9 protein-coding genes are annotated in these 13,953 nt (G+C 57.5%); 6 read left to right on the top strand and 3 right to left on the bottom strand.

Annotated elements, in window-relative coordinates; genetic code table 11:
- Positions 1 to 246: 246 nt before the first annotated feature.
- From HMPREF2845_RS08645 to HMPREF2845_RS08635, 3 genes are all read left to right on the top strand, one after another.
- Positions 247 to 2,664 (top strand): non-ribosomal peptide synthetase subunit, encoded by a 2,418-nt coding sequence (locus HMPREF2845_RS08645; protein WP_049356508.1) that lies wholly within the window; start codon positions 247 to 249, stop codon positions 2,662 to 2,664.
- A 269-nt stretch (positions 2,665 to 2,933) separates the two neighbouring features.
- Positions 2,934 to 5,000 carry a TPM domain-containing protein gene (locus HMPREF2845_RS08640; protein WP_070634480.1) on the top strand — a complete coding sequence of 689 codons (2,067 nt, stop codon included), beginning with the start codon at positions 2,934 to 2,936 and terminating at the stop codon, positions 4,998 to 5,000.
- 265 nt (positions 5,001 to 5,265) lie between these two features.
- Positions 5,266 to 6,030, top strand: a complete 765-nt coding sequence (locus HMPREF2845_RS08635) for a PspA/IM30 family protein (protein WP_005505336.1) — start codon at positions 5,266 to 5,268, stop codon at positions 6,028 to 6,030.
- A gap of 135 nt (positions 6,031 to 6,165) precedes the next feature.
- Here the strand turns inward: HMPREF2845_RS08635 and HMPREF2845_RS08630 are convergent, their stop codons facing one another.
- A complete protein-coding gene (locus tag HMPREF2845_RS08630) occupies positions 6,166 to 8,637 on the bottom strand; it encodes an S-layer homology domain-containing protein (RefSeq protein ID WP_049356503.1) in 2,472 nt (823 codons plus the stop codon).
- Between the two features lie 1,435 nt (positions 8,638 to 10,072).
- Here HMPREF2845_RS08630 and HMPREF2845_RS09510 point away from each other — a divergent pair.
- The 3 genes from HMPREF2845_RS09510 (at position 10,073) to HMPREF2845_RS08620 (ending at position 12,329) form a co-directional block, all read left to right on the top strand.
- Positions 10,073 to 10,312 (top strand): gallidermin/nisin family lantibiotic, encoded by a 240-nt coding sequence (locus HMPREF2845_RS09510; RefSeq protein ID WP_005505332.1) that lies wholly within the window; start codon positions 10,073 to 10,075, stop codon positions 10,310 to 10,312.
- A 10-nt stretch (positions 10,313 to 10,322) separates the two neighbouring features.
- Positions 10,323 to 10,979, top strand: a complete 657-nt coding sequence (locus HMPREF2845_RS08625; protein WP_049349449.1) for an ABC transporter ATP-binding protein — start codon at positions 10,323 to 10,325, stop codon at positions 10,977 to 10,979.
- A 726-nt stretch (positions 10,980 to 11,705) separates the two neighbouring features.
- Positions 11,706 to 12,329, top strand: coding sequence for a hypothetical protein (locus tag HMPREF2845_RS08620; RefSeq protein WP_005505326.1), 624 nt, complete (start codon positions 11,706 to 11,708; stop codon positions 12,327 to 12,329).
- 575 nt (positions 12,330 to 12,904) lie between these two features.
- On the opposite strand, the gene HMPREF2845_RS08615 is transcribed toward HMPREF2845_RS08620, so the two are convergent.
- On the bottom strand, positions 12,905 to 13,498 hold the full coding sequence (locus HMPREF2845_RS08615) for a protoglobin domain-containing protein (RefSeq protein WP_005505324.1): 594 nt from the start codon (positions 13,496 to 13,498) through the stop codon (positions 12,905 to 12,907).
- A gap of 98 nt (positions 13,499 to 13,596) precedes the next feature.
- Positions 13,597 to 13,953: transposase (locus HMPREF2845_RS08610; protein WP_210394537.1), on the bottom strand; the 357-nt coding region annotated here is incomplete at its 5' end.

Genomic DNA, 13,953 nt, shown 5'->3' with positions numbered 1-13,953 from the left:
ATGTCCCGAAGGGTCGGTGTGAGGACCGGCCCGGGTGTGATAATGAGTTGAGTGATGATTGATGCGGCGTGAGCCCGGTGCATGAGGGCACACGCCGCATCGTCTTTTAACTGTGAGACGGGCGCGGGATGCACCGGTGGAAAGCACTGGCGGAAAGCACCCGGCACCCCGGCTACTTCCCTTTTAGTATGCGGTAAGGCAACGGCGTTGCGAGCACCCGGGATTTAGCTGGGTTATGGTGAAGTTATGAGGATTATTTCTGCTGTTTTCGCTCTTGTTGGCGCGTTGCCGGCTCTACCTGCGGCGGTGGCGTCTTCCCTAGACGGCGCAACCCGCCTGTATGCGTTGCTTATATTTGTTCTGATCTGCGCGATGGTGGCGTTGTTTGCGTCGTTGAGCCCGTCGCGCCGTCGCGCGCGTGAGATTAGGCGGCAGGTATTGCAACAGCAGCAGCAGAACCAGGCGATGAATCAGCAGGTATCCAATCAGCAGATGCCGCCTCAGCAGATGCCGCCTCAGCAGGTACAGGGCGCGGTGAGCTACCCGATGCACTACCAGCCGAAGCCGGCACAGCCCAGCAGTAGCGATCAGCAGTCGGTGCAGGATCCTGTTCAGAACCAGGTACCGAACCCCGCGCAGGCCCCGGTATCTGCAACGCCCCAGGCGCAGTCCCCGCTCCCCCAGCAGATTCAGGCGCCCTCGCCTCAGCCTCCTCAGCCGGTGGCGGCACCGTCCCCACTGGAGCCAATGCAGGCGGGCAGCGCCGACTCATCTTCGGGGCAGAACCATTCAGCAGAAAGCCAGGAGCAACAGAGCATGCCCCAGAACACCCCGGCGCAGCCTGAAAAGCGCCCGCAACAGGAGGCCGCCCAGCAGACTCCCAAGAGTAACCCGGCACCCTCCGACCCATTCTCTTTGAGCACCAACTTCAAGCTCATTCCCCCTCTAGAGAACGCACAGCGCAGCCGCTACCCCATGGTGCTTTCTGCCAGTAAATCTGAGGATGAGGTCTTTGCGTTGCCGTCGATTAGCGGTGTGCCGCAGCATCTGTTGGTCGGCACGCAGGAGAATCATGTTCCGCTGAATCAGCGTCAGCGCTGGGAGCAGGTCAGGATCCTGGAGAACTACCTCATGCGTGCGGTCATGAACCTGCAGACGCTGGAGCGTGCGCAGGTTTCCCCGCTACACAGCTTCAAGGAGACTGCCCAGGCTGACCGCGCGGTGCTTGCCGCCGAGCTGGAAGAGACGATTCGGAAGTCTCGACTGAAGCTGAGCGGGGCGTTGGAGTTCTACACGTCCCTTCCTCGTCTGGCGGAGGCTCCGGGCTCTTTCGCTTTTGCCCGCGATCATGCGCTCTCGCTGAGCGCCGCCGTCATCAGCCTGACGGAGGAGTGCTTTGAGCGTACCTTCCGTTGGCGTCTGCTGGAGGATACTCTCCCGGATTCTTTGAGCGACCGCCTGTACGCGGTGCGTTATCTGCGTGAGAGTGCCCAGAAGCTGGCGGCTTTTGTGGAGCTGAGCGAGTTTGACCGCGCTATGCAGCTTGCCGAGACCTGGAAGAAGACGGCCCGTAAGGATTCAAAGATTGATGAGGGCAAGCTCTGGAATGAGATGACCGAAGTCGCCTGTGACGTTCTGCCCCAGTTGCGAGAGCGGGCATTGAAGGGCGTGCAGTCTACGTTTGAGTTTAGCGAGCTCTTCTACCGTTCCGGCGATGATGGTACGCACCGTATGCTCCACCCGGAACAGCTGAGCGAGTTTGAGCTCAAGGGCGTGCAGTCCACGCTGGAAGAGCGCCTGGAGAAGGTACGTCTTGAGCTTCAGGATGCGGAGTTCTGCGCCGCGGTCTTGAGCTTGCAGGCGAACGCTGTCATTGAGCTTCTTCAGGAGCTTCTGCAGGTTGAACGGGATGGCGTTCTGGCGGAGGTTGTGACCGATTTGCGGGCGCTTGCTCATGACTCGCCCGACCTTGCCGAGCAGCCTATCCAGACGTTGATGTACACGCGCGAACAGTACGCCCCCGAGGGGGAGGATCTGCCGACCATTGGCGAGCGCATCCGTTCCCTCTCGAGTGTTCCCGAGGTTCTGGCGTTCGTTCACTACGAGGGACCAGTGCTTCTGACGGGCGTCTCGGATCCGTATAAGGCGTTTTCCGGGGAAGGCTCCTTCGAGGGTCTGCTTTCGGAGGAGATGAAGTTATCTCCCATGCCGCTGTCGGTGTTGCGTACTCATTCACGGCTTCTGCAACAGGTGCTTCGCCTGCAGAATCTGCGGTTGAAGCTGGCGTGGGTGAGTAGTTGTAGCGGTTACATGCCTTTGAGCCTGGTCGAGCGGTATTACGTCGGCCCCTCTGCCGGGGATGAGGATTTGAAGGAGCTGACCGAAAATATTGAGGCGCTCGCTGAGCTTCTGGAGGCTCGCGCTAGCTCTCGGGAGTATAGGGGCCGTGACGTGCCGGTCCCCCGCTTCCTGTGGTCGCAGATGCGGAAGCAGGCAGAACGCAGTTCTAGGTTGCTGAATACGGTGCAGTTCTTGGGCTGGATGTTCGCCTCGTCGTCGCGGGTGCAGGTGGTGAACGGCGTAGCACAGAGTATCCACGATGTTGATGCCGCGGAGGTGGTGGAGCATCTGATGAGCAATCTGCAGATTGCGCGTCGACGCTAACTAGCTGAATAGCCGGTGGGCCGGGGTCTAGCATGAGCCTAGACCCTGGCTTTCTTATATACCGGCTTTCCTGTATACCAGCTTTCCTGTATAAAGCCTGGGAAGTCGGTAAACGGTCGGCAAACAGCGGCGCAATATTCTCGTATCTGTGCGTATGTGTGGCTATGCCACCGCTACACTAATAATGTGACCAGCACTAAGGTGTGCGTTGAACAAGCACGCCGTGAAGTGCAGGTCCGTTCATACTTCACGACAACGGAGGAAAGACCATGACCGAGCACGCCTTTGCGCGTCAGATTCGTCCCGCACGCCCTCGCCTGCGCACTATCTTGGGTGCCACAGCGCTGGCGGCAGGTCTTTCTTGTGCCCCGGTGGTTTTGCCTGCTGGTTCTGCATTTTTGAGCACGTCGGCGCAGGCTGCTGACCCGATGCAGATTACGGGCACCACGGTGTACGATTCCACGAAATCTTTGGGTGATACCGCTACTCTGAAGTCTAAGATTTCGGCTCTGTCGAAGAAACACAACGTGGATTTGCACGTGGTGGTTATCGATAAGTTTGAGAACCCCTCGGGTTCCCAGGCGTGGACCAAGGCCCTGGCTACGAAGAACAACTGGGGTTCTGCCGATGTGGTGCTGGTGATTGCTACCGAAAGCCGCCAGGCGTATTTCTTGGCGGGTAGCACGAAGACCCTGTCGAGCGATCAGCAGACTAAGGTGTACCAGAACTACATCAAACCGAAGCTGCAGAATAGCGACTATTCGGGTGCGGCTCTTGCCGCGGTTGAGGGTATCGAGGCCCAGAAGGGCGGTAGCTCTTCGGGTGTTGTAACCGGCGTGCTCGGCGTGGGTGCTGCGGCGACCGTGGGTGCTGGCGGTTACGCGATGTACCGCCGCCGCAAGAAGAAGAACGCTCAGCAGCAGCCTCAGCGTTCCTACGGTGCGCCTCGTAACTACTCCCCCATTCCGGAGGTTCCGCTGGAGGAGCTACGCACCCGCGCCGGTAGCGCCCTGCTGCAGGCTGATACGACGATGAGCCACGCGAAGCAGGAACTGGATTTTGCGCGCGCACAGTACAGCGATCAGCAGGTTGCTGAGTTCGCTCAGGAGATTGCGCGTGCTGAGGATCTGATGCGTAAGTCCTTCCAGCGTCAGCAGCTTCTGACCGATAGCATTCCGGATACTGAAGCTGAGCAGCGTGCCTGGTTGACGGAGATTATTGATAACTCTCAGGAAGTCACCCGTATTGCTCAGGAGCAGGACGCTAAGCTGGCTCAGTTGCGCAACCTGGAGCAGGAGGCGCCGCAGGCTATTGAGGCTCTGGCTCAGCGTCTGCCGCAGCTGCGTGCCTCGGTGGAGGAGATTGCCGCCCAGTACCGCGCGTTGAAGGAACGTTACCTGCCCAGCGCGCTGGAGCCCATTTCGAAGACTCCTACCCTGTTGAAGTCGAACATGGTGCTGTGCGCCGCTGAGGTTGAGAAGGCTCAGGCGACCGTTGCGACGGCTCGCTCGGAGGCGGTTGCTCACCTGCGCACCGCTGAGGAAGCCGCCTCGCAGATTCAGGCGCTGGGTGCGGCAGTGAATACCCGCTCGCATGAGCTGGAGCAGGCTCAGCTGGGTCTGAGCACCGACCTGCTGAGCATTCAGCGTGACGTGGCTGAGGCGAAGAGCCTGGCTGCATCTCAGCGCCGCGATGATTTGGGTGCGGTCGCTGCCGGTATGGAGGCGGTGCTCAACCAGGTCAACCAGAGCGCTTCGGCTCGCCCGAATGACCCGCTGACTCTGGCGAACCAGCTGCGTCAGCTTTCCGCCGAGCTGGATAAGGCAATGACGAATATGCGTGCTACCCGCGAGCGTTCTCGTGCGGCTTCGCAGAACCTGGATCGTACGATGCGTTCTGCCTACGCTGCGGTGAACGGTGCGCGTAGCTACATTAATAACCGCCGTGCTGCGGTGGGCCCGATGACCCTGACCGCTGTTTCTGAGGCGGAGCGTCACCTGGGTCAGGCTCAGCGCTTGGCTTCTTCGGATCCGCTGAACGCCATGAAGGAAGCCAACATGGCGATCCAGAAGGCGACCGACGCGCAGAACCGCGCTCAGAGCGAGGTCGGCAACTACTACAACAACCAGAATGACCGCGGCGGCGGTAGCTTCGGCGGTGACCTGGCAAAGGGCCTGCTGCTGGGCGCTCTGATGACCGCAATGAACTCCGGCACCAGTAGCTGGGGTAGCAGCGGCGGCCACAGTGGTGGCGGTAGTAGCGGCGGCAGCTGGGGCGGAGGCTTCAGCGGCGGCGGCGATTGGGGTAGCGGCGGCGGTGACGGCGGTAGCTTCTAACCGCCTCCGATGCTAACGATTCTGTCGGTCGGTTTCTGTAGGTTTTTCTACAGTCTGACCGGCGGGGTGGCTAGCTTACCTCACCGCTTTCTTCCCCAGTCGGAAAACACCTGAGGTAATTTACCAAAAGTTTAGGTTGCAGAAATCAGGCGTGCATCATTTTCACAGCATGCACCCAGAAATCTGCCACATAATTAGTTATACGGGCACGGCTCACGAGGAGCGTAGTGCTCCCCCGCAGCCCGTGAACAGAAAGTAGGAGATTATGGCTAAGCAGACCATCTTCGGCCGTATTGCACAGCTCACTAAGGCAAACATCAACGCTCTGATTGATGCAGCTGAGGACCCGGAGAAGATGCTGGACCAGATGGTTCGTGACTACACCAACAACATCCGCGAGGCGGAGGCTGCAGTAGCACAGACCATCGGCAACCTGCGACTGCTCGAAAAGGACCACGCTGAGGACGTCAAGGCCGCTCAGGAGTGGGGCACCAAGGCTCTGGCAGCTTCTAACAAGGCTGACGAGTTCCGCGCAGCTGGCGACGTTGCCAACGCTGACAAGTTCGATAACCTCGCGAAGATCGCTCTGAACAAGCAGCTGCTGGCTGAGAAGGCTGCACAGGCTGTTGAGCCTCAGCTGGCTTCCCAGACTCAGGTTGTCAACCAGCTCAAGGACGGCCTGGAGAAGATGCGCTCCAAGCTTGAAGAGGTCAAGTACAAGCGCGATGAGCTGACCGCACGTCAGAAGACTGCAGCAGCTCAGACCCAGGTGAACGACGCTCTGAAGGCGTTCGACGTTCTGGACCCGACCAGCGAGATGAGCCGCTTCGAAGAGAAGGTTCGCCGCGAAGAGGCACGCGTCATCGGTCAGCAGGAGCTGGCAGCTTCCTCCCTGGATGCTCAGTTCAACACCCTGGACCAGATGGAGCGCGAGACCGAGCTGGACGCTCGCCTGGCTGCTCTGAAGGCAAAGAACGCTCCGGCAGCTCCGGCTCCCCTGGCTGTGGAACTCCCCACCCAGACTCTCTAAACCTGGGATTCTCAAGCCTGAGATTCTCCAGCCTGGTCTAGCGCATAGCTTCTTGAGCTAAACCTATAAAGATCCGCCCCGTTCCTGAACTCATCAGGAACGGGGCGGATCTTTATGCGTTAAGGGGTGCGAGCTTTAGTTCGCGTAGATGTACAGGTAACCAGCCATAGCGGAGCGGGTGACCGCATCCGAAGAGGTGGAGCCGGTACCGATACCGTTGGAGGCGGCCCACGCCAGAGCCTGGGACGCGTAGCCGCCCTGAGCCTGTGCCGGGGAGCCAGCTGCACGGTACATGAACTCAGCCATGGTGGACTCGGTGACGGCCTCCAGGGGGCGGAAGTCGCTACCGTTGATGCCCTGCTGGCTCAGCCAGAAAATCTCCTTGTACGCGGGGTGGTTGGCCGGAACGTCGCTGAACGGCGAAACAGCCGGTGCGTTCACGGCGGGGCGACCAGCCACGCGGTACAGGTAGGTTGCCAGCTGCGCACGGTTGACCGATGCGTTCGGGCGGAAGGTGCCGTCCGCGAAGCCGAGCATGATGCGGCGATCAGAGTTCCAGCTGATCTCGTTGTAGTTCGGGTTCGAGGAGGACACATCAGTGTAGCCCAGCGCGGGGGTCTTACCGGCGAAGTCCAGGGAGGACGCCAGGATGTGCGGCAGGTCGTAGTCGTGGTGGCTGAAGCCGTCAATCAGCTTCACGCGGGCGTCAGAGAAGCCAGCGCCCAGGTATGCGTTGTAGCCGGACTCGACTGCGCCTCGTGCGCTCCAGGTGACGGGGTTGGTGTTACCGGAGGTGTCCTTCGCGCCAACCCACCAGTACATGGGCAGACCCTTGGTGGTTGCATCAGCGTCCACGGAGCCGTCCGAGTCGCCGCCTGCGACCATGATGGAGCCGCCGCCATTACGCCATGCGGTGTTGTGATCGGTCAGCTCGTAGGTGATGAACTCAGCGCCACCGGAGTAGCCCATGGTCCACATCTGGGAAGCGTCCAGGTTGTTCTGGCCGATGAAGGAGGAAGCGAAGGAGCGGAAGAACTCACCGTTGGTGTTCATGTCTTCCCACCAGGTGATGCCGTCACCGGATGCGTTGGTGTCCGGGGAGATAACCGGTACGAAGACCATGTTGCGGGCGTTAGCGATCTTGCCCATTGCCGCGAGCATACCCTCGTCGGGGGTGTAGACTTTGGACTCGTCACGCTGCCAGTAGTCACCGTCGAAGTAGAAGACCACGCCAACGGGCTTAGAGTAGTCCAGGTTGTTCGCGTACACGTGGTACTGGGAGGTGGTGCCCGCCGGGGAGGTGTAGCTCTGGTAGGTTGCGGAGCTCATGGTGCGGGCACGCTGAGTGTTCTGCTTCTGCTCAGACTTCTGTTCGCTCTTCTGCTCAGCCTTCTGCTCGACCTTGGGAGCGGCGGTTGCCTTACCCTTGGTAAGCGAGTTGCTCAGAATCTGCGAGAAGTTGTAGTCGAAGTGGCCCGAGCCGTTCAGAACGGTCGCGGAAGCGTTGGTGTAGCCGGCGTTGCGGTAGGCGTTGTAGCCGCCCTCAACGGCCCCTCGTGCGCTCCAGGTCTGCGGGTAGGTCTCGCCGGAGCCATCGTTCGAGTTTGCGTACCAGAACATGGGCTGGGACTTCAGCGCAGCCGAGGGGGTGCCCTCGTCCAGGCCGCCGCCAGCAATCATGATGGATCCGCCGCCGTTGCGCCAGGTCTGGGGCTTAGTGTTCAGCTCGTAGGTGATGAACTCAGCGCCACCGGAGTAGCCCATGGTCCACACGTTGGAGGAGTCCACACCGTTAGCCGCAATGAAGGAGGAAGCGAAGGAGCGGAAGAACTCGCCGTTACGCTCCATGTCTTCCCACCAGGTCACGCCAGCATCGTAACGGTTGGTATCCGGGGAGATGACGGGCACGAACAGCATGTTCTGTGCCGCAGCGGATGCAGCCATCTGAGCCAGTTCACCGGAGGGGTCGTAGACCTTGGACTGGTCGTTGCGCCAGTAGTCACCATCGAAGTAGAAGACCACGCCAACGGGCTTGGAGAAGTCCACACCCTCAGCGTAGACGTGGTACTGCGAGGTGGTACCCGCCGGGGAGGTGTAGGACAGGAAAGTCTGGTTGGTGCGGGTTGCCGCCACACCGGATGCCGCCTGGGTAGCCTGTGCAGGCTGAGCGGTGGGGGCAACATTCTGGGTAGCTGCGGGGGTCTGTGCAACCTGCGCCAGGGTCGGCTGAGCGGAAGGCTGTGCAGCCTGTGCCGCCTGTGCAGACTGGAAGGTAGCTGAGGGAGCAGCCTGCTGGGTTGCTTGTGCGGGCTGAGCAGCCTGTGCAGTGTAAGTCTTCTGGATGGGCTGAACCGCGGTCGTTGCGGGAGCCTGCTGAGTCTGCTTTGCCTGTTCTGCCTGCTGGCGGATCTGCACAGCAACCTGCGAGAGGGTGGGCTGCACGGTGGAGGTGAACAGGGACTTCGGAGCCTGGGTAGCTGCGCCGGGGATGTCCTGAACGACGGGTGCGAATGCGGAAGCGGGTGCTACCAGGGTGCTACCGAGCACGGAGGGTACGGCGATGGCTGCGAGAGAGCCAGCCTTAACGGTGCGGGGGCGAAGTGCCATGGGTTGTCCTCGTTGTTGGTGTTTCGTGGGGCGCGGACGCCCGAGAGTGGTTGAGTGATAGGTGGTCTATAGGTGAGAAGCCTATAGGCGGTCGGCCTGCGAATGTGATGCCGCATGGAGCAAGTCCAGTAACCGTCCCGTGTGTGTTGCGGGGGTTTCCTCGTGTGATGGAGGGGTGCAGTATTCATTTCGGAGAGCTACGCGGCGGACCGCGGTGACCACGTACTCAAAGCTACCAGGTCAAAAAGCCTTTTCCAGCGGTTTTTTGGGGCTATTTTTGGGTATCGAACAAGATTCAATCTTAACAAGAGCTTTTTCTAAGCTTCTAGTTTAACTTGAATCACCCTCAAGTAGAGGTTGAATGGGCTATTTTTCCTTGATTTTCCGGGGTTTTTGAGCGTTTTTTGAAAGAGTTTCAAAAAACTCTACAATTAACTTGAATGTTTTATATGTGACTACAATCACTTTCAGAGTGAATTGTTGCACTCGAAGACCATTTTCTTCCAAAAACCGCGGAATTCCGGGGCAGAACGGGTGATTTCCAAGCCCGGAATATAGACACCTTTCGCATATTCCACTTTGAGAATGCACTTTGAGGCAAAAACAGCCCCCTCGCCACTCCCCCACCCAGGCATCCTATCGGACCCCTCATCACGCTCTTGAGACCCGCCCCAGAGCCCCCTTCAGGACCCCTTTCAGATCCCCTTTCAAGGAGCTCAAAAGCAGCGTCTCAAGAAGGCGTAACCACCCTCCAGCAACCGCTCGGAAGTGACTCCACCACCCCCATGGGCACACCCGCTTGAAGCCCCGATAGACGGACTGAGGAATACCTCGAAAGACGCATCGGGAGACGTTCCGAAACCAGTCCAGGGTACTTTCACGACGGTTCTATGAAATTCCGTGAGGAGGTTTCAAGAGGGGTTTCGAGAGGCCGAAAGATCCACCTCAAGCACCCCGGAAGGGGCAGCAGGCTGCCCCCCCCCATCAGTCTCCCCGAAGCACCGCCCCGACAAGGTTCAGAAGACCCCCTCCGCAGATTACAGAAGGCAGGAGATACGGAGAGGCAGGAGATATAAAGAAAGCCGCCCAGCAGGCGGCAGAAAGGTAGCACAAGAAGAAGAAAAGTAGGCGGCAAATGAAGACAGGTCGCCGACAGGAAAGGTGCAGGAAGGTGGCGAAAGAAGGCAGACCGGCGGTCGGAAGGTGACGGGAGGACAGCAGAAGGAGACAGGTCGGCGGGAGTACGGGTTTTAGGGAATAAAAAAACTCCCGATAGCTAAGCTATCGGGAGTTATCCGTTGCGGGGACAGGATTTGAACCTGCGACCTGAACATTCTGAAAGTTGCCCCTACTAATCTTGCATCGTTGTATCATAGCAGTGCGGGTAACTTTCTGTTACCTGAATATGTTCAGATTCTGAGAGCTTGGAGAAGTCGTGGTCACCGTTGACCTTGACACCCGTGTTGAAGAGGTTGAGGAAGCTGTTTGTCCTCACATCACCTCGAAGTTCCTGTGCGCCCCTGGGTGCCCGACGGGTGGCATTGCATGCTTCACTGCCCAGTGTGCTAACGGCTGCGGCATCTCTGTTGGCTGCAAGTGGTTAGTAGCTTTGTCGCAGCAGTCGGCCCTGGAGGGAAGGCATCCTAGGCCTTACCTCCAGGGCCGTTTTCTTTGAAAGGTAGGCCATGCCAGCTATATCGGTAACTGATTTGTCGGTTGGGTACAAGAATTCCCCAGTAGTGAGCGGCATTAACTTGCAGCTAAATACTGGCAGGATAATCTGCCTCCTTGGACCAAATGGGGCAGGTAAAACCACCTTAATGAAAACGCTCCTTGGTCGGATAAAACCAGTAAGTGGCCACATTAGATACGATCAGACAGACATTAGCGAAATGTCAGCTGCAATCGACCATCCAAGCTACTTTCCGTATCTGAGCGGTAAACAAAATGTACAGGTCGTCGCGGCATTCTGGGGTCTGGATGTTGATCCTGAGTCGGCCTTGGATAGTGTGGGCATCGTCCGCGCTGCCCACGGGCGGAAAGCCAAGGACTACTCGACCGGCATGAAGGAACGGCTGGAGCTTTGTCTTGCTTTATTATCTAGACCAAGATTTTTGTTCCTTGATGAGCCACAGAATGGTTTGGATCCAGATGGCATGATCTCCTTGTCTGCGACGCTTCGTCGTTATCGGGACGAAGGGAACTGCGTTGTAATATCAACGCACCTCCTCCATGAGATTCAAGGCGTCCCGGATGAGTGTGTCGTAGTTCGTAACGGCAAAGCTTTGCATATCCCCGACCTCAACGGCGTGAATCTCGCGGACCTATATCACCGGGGGTAGGACCATGCGAATTACTTCAGCTATCCGTGCTTTGCTTACTTACTATTGGAACATCTGGTATTTTCTCGCGGCTATCTTGGGCTCAATGGCGTCACTATTCCTCGGTGCATGGATTTCAAGTGAGGCAAGCGGAACTCCAATAACAGGGGGATACAGCTTCTTCTTTACTGGAACGCAGCCACTAATTTCCCTCGCATTACTCTTTATACTTGATGCTAGGGTTTCCAAGGTCCACTACGGGGGTTTGCCTCAGCAGGTATACATTGCCTGGTTGCCTAGCGTCCTACGCACCATCTGTCGAACACTTTCAATAGTTCTTGTAAACCTACTTAGTGTGCTGCTATTCGATCTAACAATGGTTTTGTCTGGTTCGAAAATGCACTCTGGGCTAGCAACCCTGCTTTGCTTTCTTACCTTCCAAAGTATACTAATTGCTCTGATCTACTCGACATTAGAAAGTCTCTCAAAACCTCCGACTGCCGCGGTAATTTCAGGTGTTCTTCTGTACTTCTGGATAGTGCTACCCGGTAACCTAGCTGACAATGCTACCCCATACATATCAAACGCCCTCCACTCCGTAGGGCTGAATCTCAATGGTACCGCAATCTCGTTCGTAGATATCCAGGAGCAATCAAATTTCGGTTTCTCTGCGCTTATCCCGGTACCAATCCTAATTATTACCTATGTTCTTGTGGCTAGGTTTCGAAGTAAAGGAGCAGTAAGAAAATGAAGTCTTTGTGTTCTATCGAGCGAATTGCAATCATTCGTTGGGTCACGATCGCTTATCTCGGTGCACTAGTTCTTCCGCTGCTGTTTCTCCGTTATGGAAATACCATTGCCGTAGCGCAATCCGCGTTACTCATCATGCTCCCAATTGCCACGGCAGGTCTAGCTTTGTCGCATGCTAAGGTCCCTGCCTCGTACGTCTCGTTTAGTATTCACGATAAAGTTCTGCTCCGGTTCATTGCTAAATCGCTGCTTCTCGCACAAGTAGTTAACCTTTGTTTGAGTCTGCTTTATGTCTCTATCATTGGCGAGCTTGTTAATGAGCGACTGTCGAGTCATACTGCTTTAGTACTTGTTTTCTCTTCGGTTGTGCTAACTCTGGCCTGTTTTGCGCTTCGGCTTTGGACTACTTCATTAGTTTCATGGATTGTTATCATCTTTTTTGTGGTGGCAGGTCTTCCGATTAGCACAGGTGATTTTGCGAACTCACCGATCTTGTTTGCTGTCGTTCCCACGACTTGGATTTTAAAAGGCGCCACCTTTGGCTCCTATATATTTTCTACCGGGTTTCTGTTGGCTGCGATAAGTTCGGGGTTTTTACTAACGTCGGTGAAACGTGCATAGCTATACTTCACTTGGAAAAGCGTATGTGAGGATAGCTGCACTTCCAACGGATAGGTTTCCAAGTGACGGCAAAGCGAAGTCAGCGTTTGCTAAACTGTTCTATCGAATCCCAGTTTGAGATCGGTCCTTGCAAGTTCCACACCTTCGTTTTATTCCGCTATCACGAAGGCTATTTCCGGCTCTTCCGAGTTGAGTGTGGGTGACCAGGTATTGGTCGGGGGTTGTGGGTAGAGGTCGAGGTCCTTGATGATGAGCGGACTTCTACCACCGCGATCTTCAAAGGACCTCCTGTTGACTTCTTACCGTGACGGATCATGGGGCAGCCACACACAGAGCACGATGCAGTATTCACAGGAACGAGGCAAACACGACCAACTGAAAGAGTGACTTTCCCGCACCAGAAAGCCGAAAAGTCACCCAACCAGCAACACGTAGTGTCCTATAACCCAGAAAGAAAGCTCTCCCTGGAAGCCACTGAGGCTTCCAGGGAGAGCAGTCAGAGAGTGCGAAAGACGAATACACCGCTATCAAGCGTGAGGCGGCCGATGGGGGAGTCGTAGGTGGCGAGCGCCGGATCAGAATTGCTCGGGGTGATCGCGGTAGGCATACGCCCACACTGTCACGGCGACAGTCACAGCGCGAGTCCACGCGTCACGGACAGCGTCCAGTTCTGCGCCCTCGAAGCCCTCCGCCAGGAGACGGTGCCCGACCTCCACAGTCGGCGCGATGAAGGCGAGCACGTAGCGCAGAGGCACGAATGGCGTCGAGTCCGCCCCATCCGCCGCGTTCTTCGCCGCGGTCATGTGTCGAGCTCCGATCAGGTACTGGTAGTCCAACCACGCCTGATCCCGCTCGCGCGTGCACATGTCGATGATCCACTGGGCGAATCGGGGCTTTGACGCCTGCGCGTACTCGGGGTTCGGCTGTCCATCCGGATGCGCGGAATGTGCTGCCAGGTAGGTCTTTTGAGCCAAAATCCCGCGCCACGTGTCGACCATTTCCATGGCATGCGGCGCCAGGATGGGTTCTGCTCGCGCGAGCAGCTCTGCGTCACCGGGCTGGACGTGCGCGGCGGCCTCAATCTGGCGTAGATCCTCGAGTGTGAGCGGAGACGTGGGGACGGCATCGGTGCCGTAGGTGTACCCCGACGAGTGGTCGTAAGCGGTCATGCGAACCTCCTTGAACTTATGCGTCAATTGTAGAACGTGCTCTTGCTCAGCTCAAGTCCTGTGGAGTGGTGTAATCGTTTTGTGTCCTTCGGGTTGGGTTATGCGCTGAGTTGGAGTGGGGTGTCCTCCTGCCCGGTGGGTTGTGGTGTGAGTCGTGATTTGGTGAGGATGTCGAGGCTGAGGTAGCGTCGGCCTTCGGCCCATTCGTCGTTTTGTTCGGCGAGGACGGCTCCGACTAGGCGGATGATTGCTTGTCGGTTGGGGAAGATTCCCACGGTGTCGGTGCGTCGGCGGATTTCGCGGTTGAGGCGTTCATTGGGGTTATTGGACCAGATCTGGGTCCACACCCCGGTGGGGAAGGAGGCGAACGCGAGGACGTCTGCCCTGGCTTGATCGAGGTGATCACACACGGCGGGGAGCTTGTCGTTCACGTAGTCCAAGAGCCGGTCGTATTG

Origin of the sequence: Rothia sp. HMSC065B04, from assembly GCF_001812285.1 — a bacterium.
Classification (GTDB): domain Bacteria; phylum Actinomycetota; class Actinomycetes; order Actinomycetales; family Micrococcaceae; genus Rothia; species Rothia mucilaginosa.
This window is presented reverse-complemented; position numbering and strand designations above follow the sequence as displayed.

Bases quoted from the DNA above. Each gene is read 5' to 3' on its own strand.
- HMPREF2845_RS08615 (WP_005505324.1), bottom strand. From the start codon at position 13,498: ATGACCGCTTACGACCACTCGTCGGGGTACACCTACGGCACCGATGCC.
- HMPREF2845_RS08620 (WP_005505326.1), top strand. From the start codon at position 11,706: ATGAAGTCTTTGTGTTCTATCGAGCGAATTGCAATCATTCGTTGGGTC.
- HMPREF2845_RS08645 (WP_049356508.1), top strand. From the start codon at position 247: ATGAGGATTATTTCTGCTGTTTTCGCTCTTGTTGGCGCGTTGCCGGCT.
- HMPREF2845_RS08640 (WP_070634480.1), top strand. From the start codon at position 2,934: ATGACCGAGCACGCCTTTGCGCGTCAGATTCGTCCCGCACGCCCTCGC.
- HMPREF2845_RS08625 (WP_049349449.1), top strand. From the start codon at position 10,323: ATGCCAGCTATATCGGTAACTGATTTGTCGGTTGGGTACAAGAATTCC.
- HMPREF2845_RS08635 (WP_005505336.1), top strand. From the start codon at position 5,266: ATGGCTAAGCAGACCATCTTCGGCCGTATTGCACAGCTCACTAAGGCA.
- HMPREF2845_RS08630 (WP_049356503.1), bottom strand. From the start codon at position 8,637: ATGGCACTTCGCCCCCGCACCGTTAAGGCTGGCTCTCTCGCAGCCATC.